Genomic DNA, 22257 nt, shown 5'->3' on the forward strand with positions numbered 1-22257 from the left:
CCACTGGTCCGCGACGGGCGGGCGCACCACGGCCTCGGGAGAGCACGATGAAGGACACCGGCGGCACCACCGCGAACCAGGACGCGGGAGGCCGCGACCCGGCTGCACCGGCCGCACCGGTGGGACCGCACGACCGGAGACCCCGCCGGGGGCGGGCCTCTCGCGCAGGAGCGGTCCTCGCCCTGGCCACCGCCGCCGCCCTCGCCCTGGGCGGGCCTGCGGCCGCAGCCCCGGTGGACGGCGTCCCCGAGGGGGCGGTCGCGGCGCAGAACCCGGTGCTGGGATCCGGTCCCGCTCCGGGCGGGAGCGCGGACGGCGGCCCGGAGGACCCGACCGGCGGGCCGGACCCGGCCGCGGAGGCCGACGACCGGGACACCGGCCCCGGCGATGACGAGACCGGCGGCGTGGACGCGGCGGAGCTGGACGCCTTCATCGCCGCCCACCTCGAACGCGTCGGCCTGCCGGGGGCGACCGTCGCGGTCACGCGCGGGGACCGGGTCGTGCACACGGGCGGCTACGGGCACGACGGGAACGGCGAGCCCCTGCGGGCGGACTCGCCCATGCGCATCGCCTCCCTCAGCAAGTCGATGACCGCCCTCGCCGTCATGCAGCTGGTGGAGGACGGCGCCGTCGGCCTGGACGACCCGGTCCGCGACCACCTGCCCGAGTTCACCACCGCCGACCCGCGCAGCGACCTGATCACCGTCCGCCGGCTCCTGGACCAGAGCTCGGGCATGTCCGACCGGGGCCACCCCGACGTCGCCGGATCCCCGCAGCCCGCCACCCTCACGGAGGCGGTGGCCCGGCTGCGCGACGCCGAGCTCACGTCGGCGCCGGGGGAGCGGTGGCAGTACCACAACCCCAACTACCAGGTGGCGGCCCGCCTGGTGGAGGTCGTGACAGGGGAGCCCTTCGCCGAGTACCTGGAACGGCACGTGTTCGCCCCGGCGGGCATGGCCGACACCTGGTCCTCCGGCCCCGACGTCCCCGCCCCGGGGGCGCCCGGCGGCGCGCGCCCCGAACCCGCGCCGGGGCACATCCGCGCCTTCGGCGCAAACGTCCCCGTCGCCGAACCGCCCGCGTTCGGGACCGGCTCCGGGGACGTCGTCTCGACCGCGGAGGACATGGCCAGTTGGCTGATCCTCCAGGCCGACGGCGGGAGGGCGCCCGGCGGCGAACGGCTGCTCTCCGCCGCAGCGGTGGAGCTGACGCACACCCCGTCCGCGCCCGGAGGCCGGTACGGCCTCGGATGGATGCGGCGCGGACCGGCCGACGGCGCCTCCGGCACACAGGTCTGGCACGGCGGGGTGGTGTCCACGTACAGCTCCTACCAGGTGCTCGTCCCCGGAACCGGATACGGTGTCGTGGCGCTGTTCAACAGCGGGATCACCCTCACCGAGAACGACACGTGGGGCCTGGTCGAGGGGGTCCTCGACCTGACCGAGGGCAGGACACCGGCGGGGGCGGGCTCGTCCCTGTGGAAGGTCGACGCCGCCTTCGGGGCTGCCACGCTGACCGTGGCGGGGCTGGGCGTGCTCGGGGTGCGGCGTTCCGGGGCCTGGGCCGGGAGGCGGGCGGTCCTGCCCCGCTGGCGGACCGCGCTGCGGCTGCTGCCCTACGCCCTGCCTCCCCTCCTGTTCCCCCTGGTCAACCCGGTCATCACCTGGGTGATGGGCGGGCGGGAGGGCACCTGGCTCCAGCGGTTCTACGGGATCCCGGCCGAACTGGCCTTCGTCGCCGCCACCGCCCTGGTGTGCCTGGCGGTCCTCGCAGCCCGGGCCGTGAAGCTCGTCCGCACTGCCAGGGGGCCCGCGGGAGCGGTCGGCGCCGCCGACGCCCCGGCCCCGTCCGGCCCGGCCGACGGCGCCGCAGGGACCGGGTGGTAGAACTACCGCGTACGCGGGGTGAGCCGGGCGGTCGACGGGGCCGGACGGGCCCCGCACCGACAGACCCGGGAGGGCACCCGTGAGTGACGACCTGTCCGTGAGCGTGGACGGCCACGTCGGCGTCCTGGAGTTCCGGCGCCCGCCCAACAACCACTTCGACCTGGCGCTCCTGCGCGACCTCGCGGACGCCGCCGCCGAACTGGAGGGCGCGCGCGGGTGCCGCGCCATCGTCCTGTGCTCCGAGGGCCGGCACTTCTGCGCCGGGGTGGACTTCGGCGGCGAGGGGGTCGGGCCCGACCCGGCCTCCACCCTGAAGGCCGTCTACGCGGAGGGGCTGCGGCTGTTCTCCCTCGCCGTGCCCGTGGTCGCGGCGGTGCAGGGCGCGGCGGTCGGGGGCGGCCTCGGCGTGGCGTGCGCCGCCGACTTCCGCGTCGCCGCGCCCTCGACCAGGTTCCACGCCAACTTCGGGGCGCTCGGCATCCACCAGGGCTTCGGCCTCAGCGCCTCCCTGCCCCGGATCATCGGCGCGCAGGGCGCCGCCGAGATGCTGTACACCGCCCGGCGGGTCGGCGGCGAGAGGGCCCTCGCCCTCGGCCTCGCCGACCGGTTGGTCGAGGACGGTGCGGTGCGCGGGGCCGCCGTGGCCTTCGCGCACGAGATCGCCGCCGGGGCGCCGCTGGCCGTGCGGTCGATGCGGGAGACCCTGCGCGCGGGGTACACGGACGAGGTCCGCGCGGCCATGGAGCGCGAGATCGCCGAGCAGACGCGACTGCTCGCGACGGGGGACAGCGAGGCCGGCATCGCGGCCTCGCTGGCGCGGACCGCGCCCGTGTTCACGGGGCGTTAGCGCCGCGCCGGACGGCGGGACGGCTACCCTGGCGTGCCATGCGCCTGCTCATCATCTCCGACACCCACCTGCCCAAGCGCGCCCGCGACCTGCCCCGGCAGGTGTGGGCGCAGGTCGAGCGCGCCGACGCGGTCGTCCACGCGGGGGACTGGTGCGTTCCCGAGGCGCTCGACGCCCTGGAGGCGCGTGCCGCGCGGGTGGTGGGCGTCCACGGCAACAACGACGGCCCCGAACTGCGCGCACGCCTGCCCGAGGTGGCGAGGGCGACCCTGGGCGGCGTCCGGTTCGCGGTCGTCCACGAGACGGGGCAGGCGGCGGGCCGGGAGAAGCGGTGCGCCGAGCGCTTCCCCGACACCGACGTCCTCGTCTTCGGCCACTCGCACATCCCGTGGGACACGCGCGCGGAGACCGGGCTGCGGCTGCTCAACCCGGGCTCTCCCACGGACCGCCGGCGCCAGCCGCACCACACCTACATGACGGCGGAGGCGGCCGACGGGGTCCTCTCCGAGGTCCGGCTGCACCGGGTCGACCCCGCCTGAGCGGGGCCGGCCCGGCGTGGCCGGCGCCCGGTCCGCGGTCACGGGGTGATCCGCCCGGCGATGGCGGGGCCCTCCCGCGCGATCCAGGCCTCGGCGCGGGGCATGCGGTCCCTGACGCCCTCCTCCCACATGCGGCGGAAGACCGGGTCGCTCGCGGCGGCGGCCCGGGCCCTCCGGTGGAAGCGGTGGATCATCCGTGTCGCCAGGGGCACCAGTTCCGCGCGCTGGCGCCCGGACGCCCCGTAGGCGTCGACGAAGACGGCGACCCGGCGGGCCGCGTCGAGGCCGGCGAAGGCGGGGGCCCGGTCCCGGGGGTCGAGCAGCGGCACCCACCAGTAGAGGGCGTTGGCGATCTCGTAGAGGCGGGTGGTGGGCCGGGCGAGGTCGAAGTCGATGAGGGCGGCGGGCAGGCCCTCGCGGAAGACGACGTTGCCGGGGCAGTAGTCGCGGTGGCCGACCAGTTCGGGTTCCCCCTCCACCGGGGCGTCGTCGACGGCGGCGGTTCCGGGGATGCCGCCCCAGACCGCGTCCGCCGGCGGAACCCAGCCGTCGGCGGCCCCGTGCAGCCGCCGGATCAGCTGCGCCAGCGCGACCAGGACGTCCTCGCCCGCGGCGGCGGCGGGCAGCGGTTCCCGTGGGACGTCGCCGGGGACGTAGGTCAGCACCTCGCGGCCCTGCCCGTCGACGCCGAGCGGCACCGGCGCGGCGGTGAAACCGGCCCGGTGCAGGTGGGCGAGGTAGGCCTGGACCGTGGCGGTGAACGGCCGGACCGGGCGCCGGACCGTGTCGCCCACGCGCACGATGCCGGGGGTGACGCCGTCGCCGACCAGGGGCTCGGCGGGTCGGCCGTCGTGCTCGTCGCGGAACCGGTCGGTCATGGGGCGCCTCCGTTGGTCCGGTGGGAACGCGGGACCGCTCGCCCGCCGCCGGGGCGCAGGGAGCGGGGAAACCGCTCCGATGCTCCCCGAGCCCCCGGCCCCTGTCCAGCCGGACACCGGGGAGTGGCCGGGAGGAGGACACGGTGCTCGGCGCGGGCCCTCCGCCACGGCGTCGGACGGACTCCGGCCGCCCGACCGGTCCTCGCCGTGCGGGCGGGGACCGGACGGGCCGCTCGCACGGCCGGGGCGCCGGGGTCAGGTCCGGGTGGCGCGCAGCATGCGCAGCTGGCCGATCTCGGCGGCGTTCTTCATCAGCTCGGCGTTGACCCACGCGACCGTGTGGGCGACGGTCAGGCCGGAGCCGGGCGGCCACGGGAAGGGAGCGGGCGCGTCGAGGTCCTCTGTCCCCAGCCCGTCCAGCGCCTCCAGCCACTCCGTGCGCAGGCCGCGCAGCCACGTGACGGCCTCGTCGGCGCCGGGCCAGACCACGTCCTCCCGGTCCCGCGGGGTGCGCCCCCGCAGGTGGTCGAGGGTCACCGACCACCACCAGCCGATGTGCCAGGTGACCCAGGCGACGGTCGGGACGGGCACGGGGTCGGGCTCGGTGTCCGCCCAGTCCGGGGTCCACACCCCGTCCTCCCCACGGCGGACGGTCCAGCAGAGGGGGCCGGGTTCCCAGAGGAAGTCGCCGGGCTCCAGGCGCTCCAGGTGGTACTCGAACAGCGACCAGGTGAGGTCGAACTGCCAGCGCAGCAGTTCGCGGGGTGTCTCGGGCATGGGGAACACCCTGGCACAGGACGCCCTCCGGACCGAAGCGGTTTTCGGGCGGGCCGCCCCTGGACCGGGAACCCCTCCTCCGCCGGAGCGCGGACCGGTCGGGGCGGCGCAACGGACCCACCCGGGCCCCTGCCAAGGGTTTTCGGATGTATTGACCGCATTGTCCGCCGACCTGGAATGCCAGACGGCAAGCCGGGAGTCACCGCGCGAATGCTCGGGGTAGTGGCCGGGGTAGGAACACCCCACGGGCCCGAGATCCGGAGCCCGGGCCCGCCCGCCCGGGCCACCGGACACCCCGGGGGCGCCGAGGAGGACTCCCCTCCACCCGAGGCGTCTTCGGGGCCTTCCGGCCCCGCCCCCTCCGCACCGTGGCCGCTCCCCGGGGGCGCAAGGCCGCACGGTCCCCGGCCCCTCGGAGGAGCGATCACGGGAAACCGGGGGCGGAGGATTCCCGCCCCGGTCCTCCCGGCCGGGCCGCGGGGGGACGGACCGCAGAGCGGCGAGGGCGTCCCGTGGAGGGACCTCCCCGGGACCTGGCGGCTTGCGGTTGACGTAGCGTCAACTCCTAGCGTCGTCTGCGGGCCGGACGGACCGGCCCGACGAGGGGGGACACGATGTCCTGGCCGATCGGGGACCTGTGCCGGATGAGCGGGGTCACCTCGCGCACCCTGCGGCACTACCACCGGATCGGGCTGCTCGAACCGGAGCGGACGGGCCCAGGCGGCATCCGCCACTACGGTCGGGGCGAACTCCTGCGGCTCCAGCGCATCCTCGTGATGCGCGAGCTGGGCATGGGGCTCGCCGACATCGCCCGGGTCCTGGACGAGAGGACGGGCGAGGCGGACGCACTCCGCGCCCACCTGCGCGACCTCTTGGCCGAACGGGACCGCATCGACACCCTTGTCGACACCGTGCGCCGCACCATCGGCGCACTGGAGGAGGACGACGGCATGCACGACGTCGACAGGCCCGAGGAGCTGTTCGCCGGGTTCGACACCACCGCCTACGCCGAGCGGGCCCGCGCCGAGTGGCCCCGCGAGTGGGAGCAGGCCCGGCGGGCGTCCGAGGCGCTGACCGGGGAGGACCGCGACCGGCAGCAGGCGGAGCTCGCCGCGCGGATGAGGCGCATGGCCGACCACCTCGCCGCCGGGACCCCGCCCGCCGACCAGGCGGTGCAGGCGGAGGTGCACGCCCACTTTCTGGAGGTGAGCCGGATGTGGACGCCCGACGCGGGCGCGTTCGAGAACCTGGGCCGCGTCTACGCCGAGGAGGGCGCCTGGCGCGCGGTGTACGAGCGCGTCGCGCCGGGCCTGGCCGAATACCAGCGCGACGCGATGGCGGTCTACGCACGCGAGCGGCTGGCCGGCCCCGGGGCCCGGCGCGAAACGGGCGGCGGGGGCCCGGGTCGAGGGGAGGCGCGCACGTGATCCCCGCGCACTGGCGCCCCCACCTGCGACAGGAGGACGGGGAGGTGCTCGGCTACCTCGAACCCGTGGACGGGGGCGGGTACCGTCCCGTCACGCCCTTCGGCCATCCGGCGGGCCGGGCAGGGGAGGAGGGCGCCGCCCGCGCCGTCCTGGACTCCCTGGGCCTGGCCTACCTGGCGGAGCCGTGGCTGCTCACCCTCCCGGGCCGGGAGGAGCCGGTCGCCGTGCGGATCGTGGAGGTCGGCCCCGACCGCATGCGGGTGGCCAACGCCGACCACGGCTACGAGGAGGCCGACATCGGGCACGTCTTCGTCCTGGACGTGCCGGAGCCGGGGCGCCTGAGGGCCGCCCGCGGCTGAGCCGCCGCCGGGCGGGAGGACGGCGGACCCCGCCCCGCCGGTACCTTCGGGCCGTGGGCCCGACGGGACCGGACGCGGGGTCCGTCCCGGCGGGGGACGTCGGACCAGGAGCGGGAGCGGATGCGGATCACGGTGACCGGGGTGGACGACGCGGCGACGGTCCGGTTCCGGTGCGCGGCCGGAGCGGCCACGGGCCGGTGGGCGGGCCCGGCGCCGCCCGTGCCCGGGGAGCACGATGTGGAGCTGGACGTGGCCGAGGAGGTCGTGTTCGCCCGGGCGGAGCCGGGGCGCGATCGCGTCGAGGACGCTCCGGACGGCTCCGGGGCCGTGCTGGTCGTGGGACGCGTCGAGCAGGCCGGGACGGGGGCGGACGCCGTCGTGGTCCTGCGGGTGGGCGGCGGCCTCCTCCTGCTGGAGGCGTGCGGGGCCGTGCCCTCCGCCGGGGACCGGGTCGGTTTCACCGCGGCGGAGCTCCGCCTGTACCCGACGGGGGTGTAGAGGGCCTCCGGCCGGAAGGCTGCTCGCGGTCGGCGTGCGCCTGCGCCACCGTCGCCGCCGCCCGGCACAGGTCCCTGTGCCCGGCGGGAGCGCCCGCCCGCGCCTCGTGCGCGGGGGCGGGCGCTCCCAGGGCCGTCGACGCCCTTCCGACGGGTCCTAGAGCACGTCGGGCGAGACGTCCAGGACGGTGCGGTCGCAGGAGGCCACCAGGTCGAACTGCGGTCCGGTCCGGGGCAGCTCGTGGCGGAAGAAGTACGCCGCGGCCGCGCGCTTGCCCTCGTAGAAGTCCCCCGCCCTGCCGTGCGCGGCCACCAGCTGCTCCAGCCACAGCCACGCCACCACCACGTGGCCCACCGCCTCCAGGTAGGGGGTGGCGTTGGCCAGCGCCACCGCGGGGTCGCCCCCGGCCCAGGCGGAGGCGGCCGTCTCCGTCGTCCGCGCCAGGGCGGCCGACAGCAGGCCGGCGTACACGGCCTCGTCCCCGCCCAGCTCCCGGGCGCGGTCGGCGGTCCGCTGCGCGGTCTCCACCAGCAGCGCCAGCCGCGCGCCGCCGTCCTGGACGGCCTTGCGGCCCAGCAGGTCCAGGGCCTGGATGCCGTGGGTGCCCTCGTGGATCGGGTTGAGCCGGTTGTCCCGGTAGTGCTGCTCCACGTCGTACTCGCGCGTGTACCCGTACCCGCCGTGCACCTGGATGGCCAGGCTGTTGGCCTCCACGCACCACTGGGAGGGCCAGCTCTTGGCGATCGGCGTGAGGACGTCCAGGAGCAGGTTCGCGCGCTCGCGCCCGGCGTCGTCGTCGGTGCTCGCCGCCTCGTCGACCAGCCGCGCGCAGTACAGCACCAGGGCGAGGGCGCCCTCCACGTAGCTCTTCTGGGCGAGCAGCATCCGCCGCACGTCGGTGTGGCCGATGATCGGCACCTGCGGCCGGGCGGGGTCCTTGTCGCCGAGCGGGCGCCCCTGGAGCCGTTCGCGCGCGTAGGCCAGCGACTTCAGGTACCCGGTGTAGCCGACGGCCGCGGCGCCGGCGCCCACGCCGATCCGGGCGCCGTTCATCATGTGGAACATGTACCGCAGGCCCTGGTGGGGTTCGCCCACCAGGTAGCCGACCGCGCCGGCCCGGCCGCCCGGCGTGTGCGCCCCCTCGCCGAAGTTGAGCAGGGCGTTGACGGTGCCCCGGTAGCCCATCTTGTGGTTGAGCCCGGCGGGGACGACGTCGTTGCGCTCACCGATCGTCCCGTCCGCCTCCACCAGGTACTTGGGGACGACGAACAGGGAGATGCCCTTGACCCCGGGCGGACCGCCGGGGAGCTTGGCGAGCACCAGGTGCACGATGTTCTCGGTCAGCTCGTGGTCGCCGCCCGAGATCCACATCTTGTTGCCGAACACCCGGTAGCCGCCCTCGCCGTCCTCCTCGGCGCGGGTGGTGATGTCGGCCAGGGAGCTGCCCGCCTGCGGCTCGGACAGGCACATGGTGCCGGTGAAGCGCCCCTCCACCATGGGGAGCACCCACGTGTCGACCTGTTCGGGGCTGCCGTGCGCCAGGAGGAGGCGGGCGTTGCCGGAGGTGAGGGAGGTGTAGGCGGAGGTGCCCAGGTTGGCGGCCTGGAAGTAGGCGCCGCACGCGCTGGAGACGACCTGCGGGATCTGGGCCCCGCCCACGGAGGCGGGCATCCCGGCGGCGGCGAGGCCGGTCTCGGCGTAGACCTCCAGGGCCTTGCGCACCTCGGGGATGACGTGGACGCGCTCGCCGTCGAAGCGCGGCTCGTTGGCGTCGTTGGCCTTGTTGTGCGGGGCGAAGTGGTCGGTGGCCACGCGCTCGGCCAGCTCCAGGGCGGCGTCGAAGGTCTCGCGCGAGTGGTCGGAGTAGCGGGGGCGCGCGGTGAGGGCCTCGGTGTCGAGCCACTCGTAGAGCAGGAAGTGCAGGTCACGCGCGGACAGCAGGGTGGATGCCACGGTCGCCTCCTCGGAAATTTTGACCGACTGGTCGGTATGCTATCCGTTCCCGGGGCGTCCTCCGTGGCCGGGGTCACGGGGCGCCCGGGGTCCTCGGACGTGTTCCGCGGGCCGTTCCGGGCGCGCGGCGATCGGCGCGAGCGCCGAGTCCACCGAGAGCATCCACCGGACACGCCCTAGGCTGGTGGCCACCGAACCAGAAGGAGCACTGGCCCATGTCCGCTGCCGCCGAGCCCTCCCGCACCGTCCTGCTGCTCAACGGTCCCAACCTCAACCTGTTGGGCACCCGCGACCCCGAGCAGTACGGCACCGTCACCCTCGACGAGGTCGAGCGGCAGGTGGTCGCCCTCGGCGTCGAGCTGGGGGTGGAGGTGGTGTGCGCGCAGAGCAACAGCGAGGGCGTCATGGTGGACCGGATCCACGCCGCCCGGCACTGGGCCGGCGTGGTGCTCAACCCCGGCGCCTACGCCCACTACGGCATCGCCCTGCGCGACGCGATCGACGCGGTCGAGGTCCCCGTGGTGGAGGTGCACATCTCCAACATCTACGCGCGCGAGGAGTTCCGGCACACGTCGGTGACCGCGCCCGTCGCGGCCGGGTACGTGGCGGGGTGCGGGGTGTTCGGCTACGAGCTCGCCCTGCGCGCGGTGCTCCGGCGCGACGCCGAGCGCCGCGCCTGAGGCTCCGCCCGGTACGCCCGGGGTGCCCGTCCCGGCAGGGGGCGGGCACCCGCCGGCGGCGTCGGCCCGCCGCCGGGGCGCCGCGCCTCAGCGGTAGGTCATCAGCGCGGGGCCGCCCTGCTCCAGGTGGGCGTGGTCGTTGAAGGACAGCACCTGGGTGCCGCCGCGCCCGTGCAGCAGCTTGCTCACCGAGCCGTTGACCACCACGCGGTTCATCGCCAGGAACCCGGCCGACGAGGCGCCCAGCAGGGTCGAGCACACCGCGGCGACCACCCCGGCCGAGGTGAACACCAGCGCGGTCTCCCCGCGCCCCAGCCCCGCGACCAGGTCGGACAGGGCTGCGTTCACCCCCTCGCGGAACCCCTCCCAGGTGCCGGGTCCGCTCCCCCCGGCGCCCATCCACGAGGTCAGGGCCGCGTCCAGGCGCTCCTGGAGCGTGCCCGTCCCCGTGAGGTGGGAGCCGAGCAGGCCGAGGTGGTCGTACTCGTCCCAGCGGGGGTCGGTGGCCGGTGCGGTGTCGATGCCCGCCTCGGCGAGGGCGGCCGCCGCCGTCTGGCGCTGGCGGCGCAGCGCCCCCGTGGCGACCGCGCCGATCCGGAGGTCGCGCCGCTTGAGCTCGGCGCCGAGCAGCCGGGCCTGCTCGTGGCCGGTGGGGCTCAGCTCGTCGTAGTCCTCGGCCTCCGGGGAGGCCTTCCCGTGGCGGATGAGATAGATCGCTGGCATGGCGCCAGGGTACGAGCGGGCCCCGGACCGCCGGCGCACCGGGGCCCTGTTGACATACCGTCCGGTCGGTTCGGGGTGGTGGCGGGCGGTGCCGACCGCGGGAGCGACCCGCGGCGGGCCCGGCGGCGCGCGGCAGCCGGTCGCCTCCGCGTTACCGTGGCCACACGCGACACGGAGGGATGACCATGGTCTTCCGGTATTCGAGCGTGGTGCCCGCACCGCGCGACGAGGTCTTCGACTGGCACGCGCGGCCGGGCGCGTTCGCCCGGCTGGCCCCGCCCTGGCAGCCGGTGCGCCTGACCGCCGAGGCGGACTCCCTCGCCGACGGCGTGGCCGTGCTCTCGTTCCCCGGCGGCCTGCGCTGGGAGGCCCGCCACCTTCCGGAGCGGCACGACCCGCCCCGCAGGTTCGCGGACCGGCTGGTGTCCCAGCCGCTGGCGGCGCTGCTGTCCTGGACGCACGCCCACGACTTCGTCGCGGAGACCGGGGAGAGCACCCGCGTCGTCGACCGGGTCGCCACCTCCGTCCCCGAGGCGCTGCTGCGGCCCATGTTCGCCTACCGCCACGCCCAGCTCGCCGACGACCTGGCGGCCGGGGCCCGGGCGCGGGCCTGGCACGACCGTCCGGTGACCGTGGCGGTCACCGGATCGGGCGGGCTGGTGGGGCGCTCCCTGTGTTCGCTGCTCACCACGGGCGGGCACCGGGTGGTCCGGCTGGTGCGCGGGGACCCCGCCCACGCGGGCGAACGGCGCTGGGACCCCCGGGAACCGGCCGCCGACCTGCTCGAAGGCGTCGACGCCCTGGTGCACCTGGCGGGGGAGCCGCTGTTCGGGCGGTTCACGGAGCAGCACAAGGAGGCCCTGCGGGACAGCCGTGTCGGCCCCACGCGCGCCCTCGCCCGCCTGGTGGCCCGCAGCGGGACGCGCGTGTTCGTGACCGCCTCGGCGATCGGCTACTACGGGCCGGACCGGGGGGACGAGGTCCTCACGGAGGACAGTCCGCGCGGGACGGGGTTCCTGGCCGACCTGGTCGCGGACTGGGAGGAGGCCGCCGAACCCGCGGCCGGGGGCGGCGCCCGGTGCGTGCAGGTGCGTACGGGCATCGTGCAGAGCCCCGCCGGGGGAGTGCTGGGGCTGCAGTACCCGCTGTTCGCGGCGGGGCTGGGCGGCCGGATCGGCGACGGCCGGCAGTGGATGTCGTGGATCGGCGTGGACGACCTCGCGGACCTCTACGTGCGCGCCGTCCTGGACGGGGCGCTGACGGGCCCCGTCAACGGGGTGGCGCCGAACCCGGTGCGCGGCGCCGAGCACGCCGACGTGCTCGCCGGCACCCTGCGCCGTCCCGCGGCGCTGCCGGTGCCGGGCTGGGGGCCGGCCCTCCTGCTGGGACGGGAGGGCGCGGACGAGGTGGCGCTGGCGGACCAGAGGGTGGCCCCGGCCCGCCTGGAGGCGGCGGGGCACCGTTTCCGGTACCCGCGACTGGAGGGGGCGCTCGCCCACCTCTTCGGCCGGGAGCGCCCCGTGTGAGGCGGCGGCGCGGCCGTCCCCCCGGCGGGCGCCCGCCGGGGGCGGGGTGCGGCCCGTGGGCCGCACCCCCGCGCCGTGCCGGAGCCTTTCCGCCTCAGGCGGCGCCGGAGTCCGGCTCGAAGCGCACCACCACCGACTTCGACGTCGGGGTGTTGCTCACCTCCGCCGTGGAGTCCAGCGGGACCAGCACGTTGGTCTCCGGGAAGTAGGAGGCCGCGCACCCGCGCGCCGTCGGGTAGTGCACCACACGGAAGTGCGCCGCGCGCCGCTCCCGGCCGTCCCGCCACTCGCCCACCAGGTCGGTGTAGGAGCCGTCCTCCAGCCCCAGCTCGCGTGCGTCCTCCGGGTTGACCAGCACGACCCGGCGGCCGTCCTTGATGCCCCGGTACCGGTCGTCGAGGCCGTACACGGTGGTGTTGTACTGGTCGTGCGAGCGCAGCGTCTGCAGCAGCAGCCGGCCCTCCGGCACCTCCGGCGCGTACGTGCCGTTGACCGTGAAGTTCGCCAGACCCGTCTCGGTCGGGAAGCGCCGGTCGTCGCGCGGCGCGTGCGGCAGGGTGAACCCCGCGGGCTTGCGCGCACGGGCGTTGAAGTCCTCGAACCCCGGCACGACCGCCGCCACGTGGTCGCGGACCCGGTCGTAGTCGAACAGCTCCGACCACGCCACGGGTTCCTCGCCCAGCACCCGCCGGGCCAGGTCGCAGATGATGTCGACCTCCGAGCGCATGCCCTCCGACAGGGGCGGGAGCACCCCGTGGGAGGCGTGCACCTTGCCCATCGAGTCCTCCACGGTCACCCACCGGGGCTCGCCGTCGCGCAGGTCGCGGTCGGTGCGCGCGAGCGCGGGCAGGATCAGCGCCCGCGTCCCCGTCACCACGTGCGAGCGGTTCAGCTTGGTGGACACGTGCACCGTCAACCCCACCCGGCGCATCGCTTCCTCGGTGACCAGGGTGTCGGGCGTGGCCGCCACGAAGTTGCCGCCCATCGCGAAGAACACCCGCACGTCGCCGTCGGCCATCGCGCGGATGGCGTTGACGGTGTCGTGGCCGTGCTCGCGCGGGGGCTCGAACCCGAACTCCGCGCCCAGGGCGTCCAGGAACGCCTCCGCGGGGCGCTCGAAGATCCCCATCGTCCGGTCGCCCTGCACGTTGGAGTGGCCGCGCACCGGGCACACGCCCGCGCCCGGGCGCCCCACGTTGCCGCGCAGCAGCAGGAAGTTGACGACCTCGCGAATGGTCGGCACCGAGTGCTTGTGCTGGGTCAGGCCCATCGCCCAGCACACGATGATCCGCTCCGACCCGGTGACCATCTCCGCGATCCGCTCGACGAGCTCCCGCTCCAGGCCGGTGGCCCTCTCGACCCGGGGCCAGAACTCCTCGTCCGGCTCGGCCAGCAGGTCCTTGGAGAACTCCTCGAACCCGTGCGTGTGGGTGGCGATGAAGTCGCGGTCCAGGACCTCCTCCCCGCGCTCCTGCGCCTGCAGCAGCAGCCGGTTGACCGCCGAGAACAGGGTGAGGTCGCCGCCCAGACGGATCTGCGCGAACAGGTCGGTGAGCTCCGTGCCGCGCCCGAGCAGGCCGCCCGCCTTCTGCGGGTTGCGGAACTCGCGCATGCCCGCCTCGGGCAGGGGGTTGACGGTGATGATCCGGGTCCCGGAGCGCTTGGCCTTCTCCAGGGCGGAGAGCATCCGGGGGTGGTTGGTGCCGGGGTTCTGCCCGGCGACGATGATCAGGTCGGCCTTGCGCAGGTCCTCCAGGGAGACACTGCCCTTGCCCACGCCCAGCGTCTCGGTGAGGGCGGAGCCCGACGACTCGTGGCACATGTTGGAGCAGTCCGGCATGTTGTTCGTGCCGAGCTGCCGGGCGAACAGCTGGTAGAGGAAGGCGGCCTCGTTGCTGGTGCGGCCCGAGGTGTAGAACACGGCCTCGTCGGGGGAGGACAGCCCCCGCAGGTCCTCGGCGACCAGGTCCAGGGCGCGGTCCCAGCTCACCGGCTCGTAGTGGGAGGCGCCCTCGGCCAGGTACATGGGTTGGGCGAGGCGGCCCTGCTGCCCCAGCCAGTAGCCGGAGCGCTCGGCCAGTTCGGCGACCGGGTGCTCGGCGAAGAACTCGGGCGTCAGGGCCCGGGAGGTCGCCTCCTCGGCGACCGCCTTGGCGCCGTTCTCGCAGAACTCCGCCGTGTGCCGCTTGTCGCCCTCGGGCCAGGCGCAGCCGGGGCAGTCGAAGCCGCGCTTCTGGTTGATCGCGAGCATGGCCGGCAGCCCGCGCCGGACCCCGGCCTGTTCACCGACGTGGCGGACGCTGTTGAGCACGGCGGGCATGCCCGCCGCGCTGGTCTTGGGCGGGCCCACCGTGGGGGAGTCCTGGGCGGGATCGTGCTGTACGGAGTTCTGGTGTCTCACACTTCGCATTGTGGCATCGCGTCCCGTGGCACCGTGACGCCGGGGGAGCTGCCCGGCCGGTCAGGGGCGGTGCGGCCCTCCGGGCCCGAGGGAGGGCGGCCCTCCGTGAGGCGGTGCCGCCGGCTGGCGGACGTGCTGCCGCACTGTCCGCAGTATTTGTCATGACATGCCAATATAGTTCCTTCTCTATATGTTCCTGTTTGTTCGGTGTTTTTGTCATTTCCTTATCACGGTTGTTTTTCTCCGGTCGTGCCTTTCGGGATACTGGCCGGAGCGGGCCAGGGGGGATTGCGGTTCCCCGGCGGCGGGCATCTCGGTGGTGCGACGGTCCCGGGCCTGGAGGGGAAGAGAAGGGAACGACCGGTTTCCGGACCCCTGTGGTCCTCCGGAGGATGTGCCGCCCCCCGCGGATTCGGACCGTGCTCCGGGGGTCGGGCGGTCGCGACATGAAGTCCACTTAGTGGTTCGGCGTAGAATCCCAAGCGAACAGAGATGAGTTCCATGGCTCACTGGAAGAACATTCCCGGTAACCTCACGAAGATCTCGGTGGGGTCCAGGAGCAATGTGTGGGGTGTCAACTCCGGCGGTGCCATCTATCGTTTCACGAATGACGACGCCAACCCCTGGGTCAATGTTCCTGGGGGTTTGGTCGACATCAGTGCTGCTGCGGACGGCACGGTGTGGGGGGTGAATGCGAACAACCAGATCTACCGTTACACGGGTGATCTGGGTTCGTCCCACTGGAAGGGTATCTCCGGCAGTCTGACAAGGATATCCGCCGGTTCCAGGAGCAATGTGTGGGGCGTGAACTCCGCTGGCGGCATCTATCGTTTCACGAATGACGACGCCAACCCCTGGGTCAATGTTCCTGGGGGTTTGGTCGACATCAGTGCTGCTGCGGACGGCACGGTGTGGGGTGTCAATGCGAACAACCAGATCTACCGTTACACGGGTGATCTGGATTCGTCCCACTGGAAGGGAATCTCGGGCGGTCTGTCGGGAATCTCCGCCGGTTCCCGGAGCAATGTGTGGGGTGTCAACTCCGCCGGTGGCATCTATCGTTTCACGAATGACGACGCCAACCCCTGGGTCGGTATCCCCGGCGGGCTGAAGGAGATCAGCGCGGCCGCGGACGGCACGGTGTGGGGCGTCAACTCCGCCGGCGCCATCTACCGCTACACCGGTGACCAGCCCTAGGGACCGAGCGCGACGGACGGGTGTTCCCCGCGGCGGACCGCCGCGGGGAACACCCCGGGGCCGCCGCGGCCCCACCGGCCCGGACGCCGCGCACCTCGCGCGGTCTGGGCGCGCACCACCGGAGCCGGTCCGGGCCCGCAGCGCACCTCGCGTACGCGGGGAGGTTCCCGCTCCGGCGGCCGGTCCGGCCGAAAACCCCTGGCGGAACGGGCCGGTCCGACAGGACACTGCGGCGATGTACTCCGACGCCGACACGGCCGCCCTCTACGACGTCCTCAACCCCTGGGATCCGAGCGACGACTTCTACCTCTCCCACGTCATGGCCTCCGCATCCGTCCTGGACGTGGGGTGCGGCACCGGCACACTGCTGCGCCGCGCCCGCGAGAACGGGCACGGCGGCCGGCTCTGCGGGCTGGACCCCGACCCCGCCGCGCTCGGCCGGGCGCGCGTGCGCGACGACGTCGCCTGGGTCGGGGGCCGCGCCGAGGACATGGCGTGGGACCGCGAGTTCGAGCTCGCGGTCATGGCCGGCAACGCCTTCCAGACGCTCGTGTCCGACAGCGAACTCCGTTCCTCGCTCGCCGCGATCCGGCGGGCGCTGGTCCCCGGAGGGAGGTTCGTGTTCGGCACCCGCAACCCCCTCGCCCGTGCCTGGGAGCGCTGGACCCCGGACAACGCCACCGACGTGGTCGACCACCGGGGCCGCGCGCTGCGCGTGTCGCACCGGGTCGAGTCCGTGGAGGGCGACGTGGTCACGTTCTCCGAGACCACCGCGACCGGGGAGGGCGAACCGCTCCGGGTCGACAGGGGGCGCCTGCGGTTCCTCGGCCCGGAGGGCGTCGACGCCTTCCTGCGCGGTGCCGGGATGGAGGCCGAGGAGCGCCACGGCGACTGGTCGCGAGGCCCTCTCACGGCCGGGAGCACCGTCATCGTCACCGTCGCCCGGGCGGTCGGCGGCTGAGGAACGCGCCCGGGCCCGCCCCCCGCCCCCGGCGCCCGGACGGCCGCCCGGAGGATCCGCTGCGGGGGGACGCGCCTCGGCCCGGATGTCGGTGCCGGAGCCTAGGCTCCCCGCATGAACGCACTCTGGCCGACCGTGCACACCGAACGGGCCTCGCTCGCCGCCGACCTCGCGGACCTCACCGACCGGCAGTGGGCCACGGAGTCCCTGTGCACCGGTCTGAGCGTCCGCGAGGTCCTCGCCCACCTGGCGTCGGCCGCCGGGCTGAGCTGGGCCCGGTGGATGGCGGGGGTCATTCGCTGCAGGTTCGACTTCGACAAGCAGGTGGAGATGCGCCTGGCCGAACAGCTCGGAGGGAGCCCGGCCGAGACCCTGGAGAACTTCCGCCGCGTCGCGGCCAACACGACCACCCCCGTCGGCCCGGTCGTGGCGTGCCTGGGCGAGACCGTGGTCCACGGGGAGGACATCCGCCGTCCCCTGGGGATCGGCCGGGCCTACCCCGTCGAGACGCTCACGCGCCTGGCCGAGTACTACAGCGGCACCGACCTCGTGGTCGTGGCCAAGGGGAGGATCGGCGGGCTGCGCCTGGCCGCCACGGACGGCCCCTTCGCCACCGGCTCCGGGCTCCCGGTCTCCGGGCCGACCCTGGCGCTCGTCATGGCGATGACCGGCCGCGCGGCGTACTGCGACGACCTGGAGGGCGAGGGCGTCGCGGTCCTGCGCGAACGCTGCTGAGGCCGCCCGGGCCGTGGCGTCGGGGCCGCCGGGCCGGCCCCGGCTCCGCACCCGGTCAGTTGACGGCGACCGGGGTCCCGTTCGTCATCTTCAGCAGCTCCGCGTAGTCGGTGGGGAAAATGGTGTTGGGGGTGCCGCCGGCCGCCCACAGCCGCGGGTACTCCTCCAGCGCGGTGTCCACGACCGTCTCGACGGGCGCCGGGTGGCCCACGGGAGCCACCCCGCCGATCACCTGGCCGGTGGCGGCGCGCACCTCCCCGGGCTCGGCCCGCCTGATGGCCTGCCTGCCCAGGCGCTCGGCCAGCAGGGCCACGTCCACCCGGTGCCGTCCGCTCGTCATCACCAGCAGCGGGCTCCCGTCGGCCATGAACACCAGGCTGTTGGCGATCGCCCCGACCTCGCAGCCCAGCGCCTCGGCCGCCTCCGCCGCGGTGCGGGTCGACGCGGGCAGTTCCCGCACCCGGTCCCGCGCCCCGAACCGGGCGAGCGCCTCGACCACCTGTCGACTGCGCTCCGGCAGGTTCTTCCCGTCCGCCATCTGTGTCTCCCCGTACTCGGTCCGGTGGGCATGGGTGTGCTCCAGGATGGCAGGCTACGCCCGCGCGCGCCCCCGGGCCCGGGGACCGGTGAAGGGGCGCCGGACGACCCGGCCCCGAGCGTCCCGCGCCTAGGCTGTCGGGGTGCGCGTACGGAACCGTTGGACCGTCCTCTCCGTCAGCATGGTGGCGCAGGTGGCCAGTGTGTCCGCCATGTTCGGCGTCCCCCTCGTGCTCCCGCAGCTGAGGGACGCCTTCGGGGTCACGACCGCGCAGGCGGGGGTACTGGCGGGGCTCCCGTCCCTGGGCCTGCTCCTCACCCTCCTGTTGTGGGGCGTGGTGATCGACCGGGTCGGGGAGCGGTCGACGATGGCGCTGAGCCTGGTCCTCACGGCGGGTGCGCTCGGCGCGCTCCGGCTGGTCACGGACGTGTGGGGTGCGGCGGTGGTCCTGGCACTCGTGGGCGCGGTCGGCGGTCCGGTCAACGCGGCCAGCGGCCGGCTGGTCCTGGCCCGGTTCGACGCGGGGGAGCGGGGCCTGGCCATGGGGATCCGCCAGTCGGCGCTCCCGCTGGGCGTGGGGATCTCTGCCCTGGTGCTGCCCGGCGCCGCCGACGCGTGGGGGTTCGTCGCGGCGATGACGCTCCCGGCAGTGCTCGCGCTCCTGGCGGTGCCGCTCCTGCTGGCCGTGGCGCCGGGCCCGCCCCCGCACCGGCCCGCGCGCGGACACGCGTCCGAAGAAGGGGAGGCGGCCCCTCCCGCCGCCGGGTCGCCGTACCGGCGCCGCCCGATCTGGCGGGTGCACGGCGTGAGCATGCTCCTCGGCGTCCCCCAGGTCGCGCTGATGACGTACGCGGTGGTCTACCTCGTGCAGGAACAGGGGTGGGACGCACCCGCCGCGGGCGCGGTGGTCGCGGCGGCCCAGGTGCCGGGCGCCGCGGGACGCCTGCTGCTCGGGATCCGGTCGGACCGGACCGGCGACCGGATGCGGCCGGTGCGGTGGCTGGCGGCGGTCTCCGGGGTCTGCCTGGTCCTCCTCGCCCTCCTGCCCGGGGTCTGGGACAGGACGGCCGTGCCCCTGCTGCTGGCCTGCCTCGTGCTGACGATGTGGCACAACGGCCTGACCTTCACCGCCGTCGCCGAGATCGCCGGGACCGCGTGGGCCGGGCGGGCCCTGGCCGTGCAGAACTGGCTCCAGGCCGTCAGCACCACGCTCACGCCGGTCCTCATGGCCGCGGTGATCACCACCGCGGGGCTGCCCGCCGTGTTCGCGGCGAGCGCGGTCTTCTCGGCCGCCGCGGTCGCGGTGGCGCCGGGCGCGCGCACCCGGGGGTGATCCCCCGGTCGCCCGGAGGTCCCGTCCGGGCCTCTCGGCCGTGTCGCGACGGAACCGGTGCGGGAGGCTCATCCCGCGAACTCCCCGGCGTTCCACCCCTCCCACACGCGCCGCGTGTTGGGCACCCCCTCGCGGAGGACGGACCCGGCCCGGGAGCTGTGCCCGGGCGCGGGCCGGGGGCCCTACGGGGCCAGGGCCTCCACGACGACCTCGGTCGCCCCCGAGACCAGGGCGTTGTCGAATTCGGCGTCCTCCTGCTCGCGGGTGGACATGACCGCGATGACGATGGGGTCGTCCTCGGGGGGCCAGACGACGGCGATGTCGTTGCGCGAACCGTGGCTGCCGCCGCCGGTCTTGTCACCGACACGCCAGTCCTCGGGGACTCCGGCGCGGATCAGCTCGTCGCCGGTCGTGTTGTTGAGGAGCATCTCGGTGAGCACGTCGCGCGGGCCCTCCTCCAGGACGTCCCCGAGCACGAACATGTCCAGGCTCTCGGCCATGGCGCGCGGCGTGCTCGTGTCCCGGGTCTCACCGGGCGGCACCTCGTTGAGCTCGGTCTCGATCCGGTCCGCCGAGATCACGTCGTCGCCGATCTCCCGCATGTCCTCCTCGAACCCCTCGGGTCCGCCCAGCTCCTCGAACAGCAGGTTCGCGGCGGTGTTGTCGCTGTGGCGGACGGCGGCGTCGGCCACCTCCAGCAGGGTCATCCCCGTGTCGACGTGCTGCTCGGTGATGGGGGAGTAGTCGACCAGGTCCTCTTCGGTGTAGGTGACGACCTCCTCCAGCTCCTCGGGGGTGTTCTGCCCCAGGACCAGGGCCGCCGTGAACGCCTTGTGGGTGGAGGCGTAGCCGAACCGCTCGTCGGCGCGGTGGAAGACCTCCTCCCCGGTCCCGGTGTCCACCGCGTAGACCCCGAGACGGGCGTCGAACTCCGATTCCAGCCGCTCGAACTCACCGGAGAGGTCCTCGGCCGTCACCTCCGCGCTCGCCGGCTCCGCCTCGGCGGGCGCGGCGGAGCCGGAGCAGGCCGCGGCGGGGACGAGCGCGAGCGCGGCCAGGGCCGCGAACCCGGTCCTGCGGGCGGTGGGGAACAACATGTGCGTCTCCTCGTGGTCTGGTGCGCGCCGCCCGGAGGACCGGGCGGCGCGGAACGGACAGGGTCGGAAAGGGCGGACACGGCGGGACACGACCCGCTGCGACCTGCCCCTTTCCGGGCCCTGTCCGTAGTCTGGGCCCGGACGCCGATACCGTCCAAGACGGAAACGACCAGTCCCATGCGGAAACGACATGAACCCAGCCTGTGGCGGTCGGCCGCGGTCGGATTCGGCCGTCCCGGCCGCCTCAGGCCTTCTCCTCCTGGCGGCGCTGGCGCTCGAACAGGGCGTGCCAGCGCCCGGCCGGGCCCAGCGGGGAGCGGATCCGGGAGCCGCGGCCGGCCGGGAGCGCGGCCGCGGAGCACGCCGGCGCCTGCGTCCGCGTGGCGCACGGCACGAGCCGGAGCGTCGTGGAGGCCGCCTGGTCCCCGGTCACCGTGTCGAGGAAGGCCGCGGCGTAGTGGCCGTACTTGAGCCGGTAGGCGGCGTCGACCCGTTCACGCGTCCCGGGGTCGGCGGGCTCGAAGACGACGTTCCTGCGCAGGCCCGCGGCCCGGACCGTGCCCTTCCGGTGGATCCGCGCGCTCCGGTACCAGTCGGAGGCGTGGCCGCCCAGGGAGCGGACGTAGAGGTCGTCCCCCTCGCGCACCACCCAGACCCTCCGGCCGCGCCTCAGCACACGCCTGCCGTGCGCGACCGTCAGGACGATCTCCTCGGTGGAGGAGTACAGCGTCAACTCTTCGGGAGTCCACGTCATCGGCGTCTCGTCAACTCGCTTTCCGTTCGAGGTGTCCTACAGGGGGGAATCGCATGCACGCGGTGGCGGAGCGAGATCCGGTGGACCGCGCACGGTCCGCGCCCCCGCGGGGCCGCTCCCCGGTCGGCCGCCGTCCCCCGCGCCGGACGGGTGCGGGGGCGTGCGGTACGGCGTTCCGGAGGGCGCCCGGGGGCAGGGGGCCGTGCTCCCCGCCGGGGGAGCGGTGCGGACGGCACCCGGACCGCCCCCGCCCCTCCAGGCTAGGATCCGGGGACCTCCGGAGGGAGGCCCTGACACACCCACCCTTGCGCCGTCCCGGCCCGGAGCGGCGCCCGCGCGGGGGGCGCCCGCGCGGACCCGCAGGTCGCAAACGCCTGGACCGGCGCGTCCCGTGTTGGGATCATCGGACGGTCCGACACCCCACGACCCGAGGGATATCCCGCCATGCCCGTGCCCGCCGACCCGACCGTGCTCCACCCGATGCCCGGGCAGCCGCGTGTGGTACTGCTCAAACCCCTGGTGACGTCCCCGCTCATCGAGGTCGGGGAGTACTCCTACTACGACGACCCCGACGACCCGACCGCGTTCGAGACGCGCAACGTGCTCTACCACTACGGGCCGGAGAAGCTGGTCATCGGCCGGTTCTGCGCGCTGGGCACAGGGACCCGGTTCATCATGAACGGCGCCAACCACCGCATGGACGGCCCCTCGACCTTCCCCTTCCCCACGATGGGCGGCTCGTGGTCGGAGCACTTCGACCTCATCACCGGGCTGCCGGGCCGGGGGGACACGGTGGTCGGCCACGACGTGTGGTTCGGCCACGGGTCGACGGTGATGCCCGGCGTGCGGATCGGCCACGGGGCGGTCATCGCCTCCGGAGCCGTCGTCACCTCCGACGTGCCCGACTACGGGATCGTCGGCGGCAACCCCGCCCGGCTCATCCGCACCCGCTTCGACGCCGGGACCGTGGACCGCCTGCTGGCGGTGGCCTGGTGGGACTGGCCCGCCGAGCACATCACCGAGCACGTGCGCACGATCATGTCGGGCAGCGTCGACGACCTGGAGGCCGCGGCGCCGGGCGGGTCCGGCGGCTGAGGCCCGGCACGGGGGCCGCTGCCCGGCGGGGGCCGGGCCCCGCCGGGCAGCGG

The 22257-nt window shown here is 74.9% G+C and carries 21 protein-coding genes; 13 read left to right on the top strand and 8 right to left on the bottom strand.

What is annotated here, in order from left to right; all coding sequences use genetic code 11:
- The first annotated feature begins 47 nt into the window (after nucleotides 1–47).
- The 3 genes from OUQ99_RS12055 to OUQ99_RS12065 all read left to right on the top strand — a co-directional run bounded on the left by OUQ99_RS12055 (nucleotide 48) and on the right by OUQ99_RS12065 (nucleotide 3272).
- A complete protein-coding gene (locus OUQ99_RS12055) occupies nucleotides 48–1886 on the top strand; it encodes a serine hydrolase domain-containing protein (protein ID WP_267949524.1) in 1839 nt (612 codons plus the stop codon).
- A gap of 79 nt (nucleotides 1887–1965) precedes the next feature.
- Nucleotides 1966–2733 carry an enoyl-CoA hydratase/isomerase family protein gene (locus OUQ99_RS12060; RefSeq protein WP_267949525.1) on the top strand — a complete coding sequence of 256 codons (768 nt, stop codon included), beginning with the start codon at nucleotides 1966–1968 and terminating at the stop codon, nucleotides 2731–2733.
- 38 nt (nucleotides 2734–2771) lie between these two features.
- Nucleotides 2772–3272 (top strand): metallophosphoesterase family protein, encoded by a 501-nt coding sequence (locus OUQ99_RS12065; RefSeq protein ID WP_267949526.1) that lies wholly within the window; start codon nucleotides 2772–2774, stop codon nucleotides 3270–3272.
- Nucleotides 3273–3310: 38 nt separating this feature from the next.
- On the opposite strand, the gene OUQ99_RS12070 is transcribed toward OUQ99_RS12065, so the two are convergent.
- Entirely contained in the window at nucleotides 3311–4150 is an 840-nt protein-coding gene (locus OUQ99_RS12070; RefSeq protein ID WP_267949527.1) for a phosphotransferase enzyme family protein, read from the bottom strand.
- Nucleotides 4151–4405: 255 nt separating this feature from the next.
- Complete coding sequence (locus tag OUQ99_RS12075; RefSeq protein WP_267949528.1) at nucleotides 4406–4927, bottom strand: DinB family protein; 522 nt, start codon at nucleotides 4925–4927, stop codon at nucleotides 4406–4408.
- 614 nt (nucleotides 4928–5541) lie between these two features.
- Here OUQ99_RS12075 and OUQ99_RS12080 point away from each other — a divergent pair.
- The 3 genes from OUQ99_RS12080 to OUQ99_RS12090 all read left to right on the top strand — a co-directional run bounded on the left by OUQ99_RS12080 (nucleotide 5542) and on the right by OUQ99_RS12090 (nucleotide 7211).
- Nucleotides 5542–6354 carry a MerR family transcriptional regulator gene (locus OUQ99_RS12080; protein ID WP_267949529.1) on the top strand — a complete coding sequence of 271 codons (813 nt, stop codon included), beginning with the start codon at nucleotides 5542–5544 and terminating at the stop codon, nucleotides 6352–6354.
- The gene (locus OUQ99_RS12085; protein WP_267949530.1) at nucleotides 6351–6713 is read left to right on the top strand and encodes a hypothetical protein; all 363 of its coding nucleotides are present in this window, start codon (nucleotides 6351–6353) and stop codon (nucleotides 6711–6713) included. Before OUQ99_RS12080 ends, OUQ99_RS12085 begins: the two co-directional genes overlap by 4 nt.
- Before the next feature lie 120 nt (nucleotides 6714–6833).
- Nucleotides 6834–7211 (top strand): hypothetical protein, encoded by a 378-nt coding sequence (locus OUQ99_RS12090; protein WP_267949531.1) that lies wholly within the window; start codon nucleotides 6834–6836, stop codon nucleotides 7209–7211.
- A 156-nt stretch (nucleotides 7212–7367) separates the two neighbouring features.
- On the opposite strand, the gene OUQ99_RS12095 is transcribed toward OUQ99_RS12090, so the two are convergent.
- Entirely contained in the window at nucleotides 7368–9164 is a 1797-nt protein-coding gene (locus OUQ99_RS12095; protein WP_267949532.1) for an acyl-CoA dehydrogenase, read from the bottom strand.
- A 215-nt stretch (nucleotides 9165–9379) separates the two neighbouring features.
- On the opposite strand from OUQ99_RS12095, the gene aroQ reads away from it, so the two are divergent.
- Nucleotides 9380–9844, top strand: a complete 465-nt coding sequence (aroQ, locus tag OUQ99_RS12100) for a type II 3-dehydroquinate dehydratase (RefSeq protein ID WP_267949533.1) — start codon at nucleotides 9380–9382, stop codon at nucleotides 9842–9844.
- 87 nt (nucleotides 9845–9931) lie between these two features.
- Here aroQ and OUQ99_RS12105 read toward each other — a convergent pair whose 3' ends face one another.
- On the bottom strand, nucleotides 9932–10567 hold the full coding sequence (locus tag OUQ99_RS12105; protein ID WP_267949534.1) for a histidine phosphatase family protein: 636 nt from the start codon (nucleotides 10565–10567) through the stop codon (nucleotides 9932–9934).
- Nucleotides 10568–10752: 185 nt separating this feature from the next.
- On the opposite strand from OUQ99_RS12105, the gene OUQ99_RS12110 reads away from it, so the two are divergent.
- Entirely contained in the window at nucleotides 10753–12093 is a 1341-nt protein-coding gene (locus OUQ99_RS12110) for a TIGR01777 family oxidoreductase (RefSeq protein WP_267949535.1), read from the top strand.
- A 94-nt stretch (nucleotides 12094–12187) separates the two neighbouring features.
- Here OUQ99_RS12110 and OUQ99_RS12115 read toward each other — a convergent pair whose 3' ends face one another.
- Nucleotides 12188–14503: an FdhF/YdeP family oxidoreductase gene (locus tag OUQ99_RS12115; RefSeq protein ID WP_267949536.1), complete on the bottom strand. Its 2316-nt coding sequence runs from the start codon at nucleotides 14501–14503 to the stop codon at nucleotides 12188–12190.
- Between the two features lie 492 nt (nucleotides 14504–14995).
- Between OUQ99_RS12115 and OUQ99_RS12120 the strand changes: the two genes are divergently transcribed.
- The 3 genes from OUQ99_RS12120 (at nucleotide 14996) to OUQ99_RS12130 (ending at nucleotide 17387) form a co-directional block, all read left to right on the top strand.
- Nucleotides 14996–15691, top strand: a complete 696-nt coding sequence (locus OUQ99_RS12120) for a tectonin domain-containing protein (RefSeq protein WP_267949537.1) — start codon at nucleotides 14996–14998, stop codon at nucleotides 15689–15691.
- A 235-nt stretch (nucleotides 15692–15926) separates the two neighbouring features.
- On the top strand, nucleotides 15927–16652 hold the full coding sequence (locus tag OUQ99_RS12125) for a class I SAM-dependent methyltransferase (protein ID WP_267949538.1): 726 nt from the start codon (nucleotides 15927–15929) through the stop codon (nucleotides 16650–16652).
- Nucleotides 16653–16766: 114 nt separating this feature from the next.
- Nucleotides 16767–17387, top strand: coding sequence for a maleylpyruvate isomerase family mycothiol-dependent enzyme (locus tag OUQ99_RS12130; RefSeq protein WP_267949539.1), 621 nt, complete (start codon nucleotides 16767–16769; stop codon nucleotides 17385–17387).
- 55 nt (nucleotides 17388–17442) lie between these two features.
- On the opposite strand, the gene OUQ99_RS12135 is transcribed toward OUQ99_RS12130, so the two are convergent.
- Nucleotides 17443–17925 (bottom strand): YbaK/EbsC family protein, encoded by a 483-nt coding sequence (locus OUQ99_RS12135; RefSeq protein WP_267949540.1) that lies wholly within the window; start codon nucleotides 17923–17925, stop codon nucleotides 17443–17445.
- A gap of 142 nt (nucleotides 17926–18067) precedes the next feature.
- Between OUQ99_RS12135 and OUQ99_RS12140 the strand changes: the two genes are divergently transcribed.
- Nucleotides 18068–19258 carry an MFS transporter gene (locus OUQ99_RS12140; protein WP_267949541.1) on the top strand — a complete coding sequence of 397 codons (1191 nt, stop codon included), beginning with the start codon at nucleotides 18068–18070 and terminating at the stop codon, nucleotides 19256–19258.
- A gap of 182 nt (nucleotides 19259–19440) precedes the next feature.
- On the opposite strand, the gene bla is transcribed toward OUQ99_RS12140, so the two are convergent.
- Nucleotides 19441–20355, bottom strand: a complete 915-nt coding sequence (bla, locus tag OUQ99_RS12145; protein WP_267949542.1) for a class A beta-lactamase — start codon at nucleotides 20353–20355, stop codon at nucleotides 19441–19443.
- Between the two features lie 244 nt (nucleotides 20356–20599).
- Nucleotides 20600–21109: a DUF2255 family protein gene (locus tag OUQ99_RS12150; protein WP_267949543.1), complete on the bottom strand. Its 510-nt coding sequence runs from the start codon at nucleotides 21107–21109 to the stop codon at nucleotides 20600–20602.
- Nucleotides 21110–21553: 444 nt separating this feature from the next.
- Here OUQ99_RS12150 and OUQ99_RS12155 point away from each other — a divergent pair, with 444 nt between their 5' ends.
- On the top strand, nucleotides 21554–22204 hold the full coding sequence (locus OUQ99_RS12155) for a CatB-related O-acetyltransferase (RefSeq protein ID WP_267949544.1): 651 nt from the start codon (nucleotides 21554–21556) through the stop codon (nucleotides 22202–22204).
- Nucleotides 22205–22257: the final 53 nt, after the last annotated feature.

This window comes from Streptomonospora nanhaiensis, from assembly GCF_026642255.1.
GTDB lineage: Bacteria > Actinomycetota > Actinomycetes > Streptosporangiales > Streptosporangiaceae > Nocardiopsis > Nocardiopsis tropica.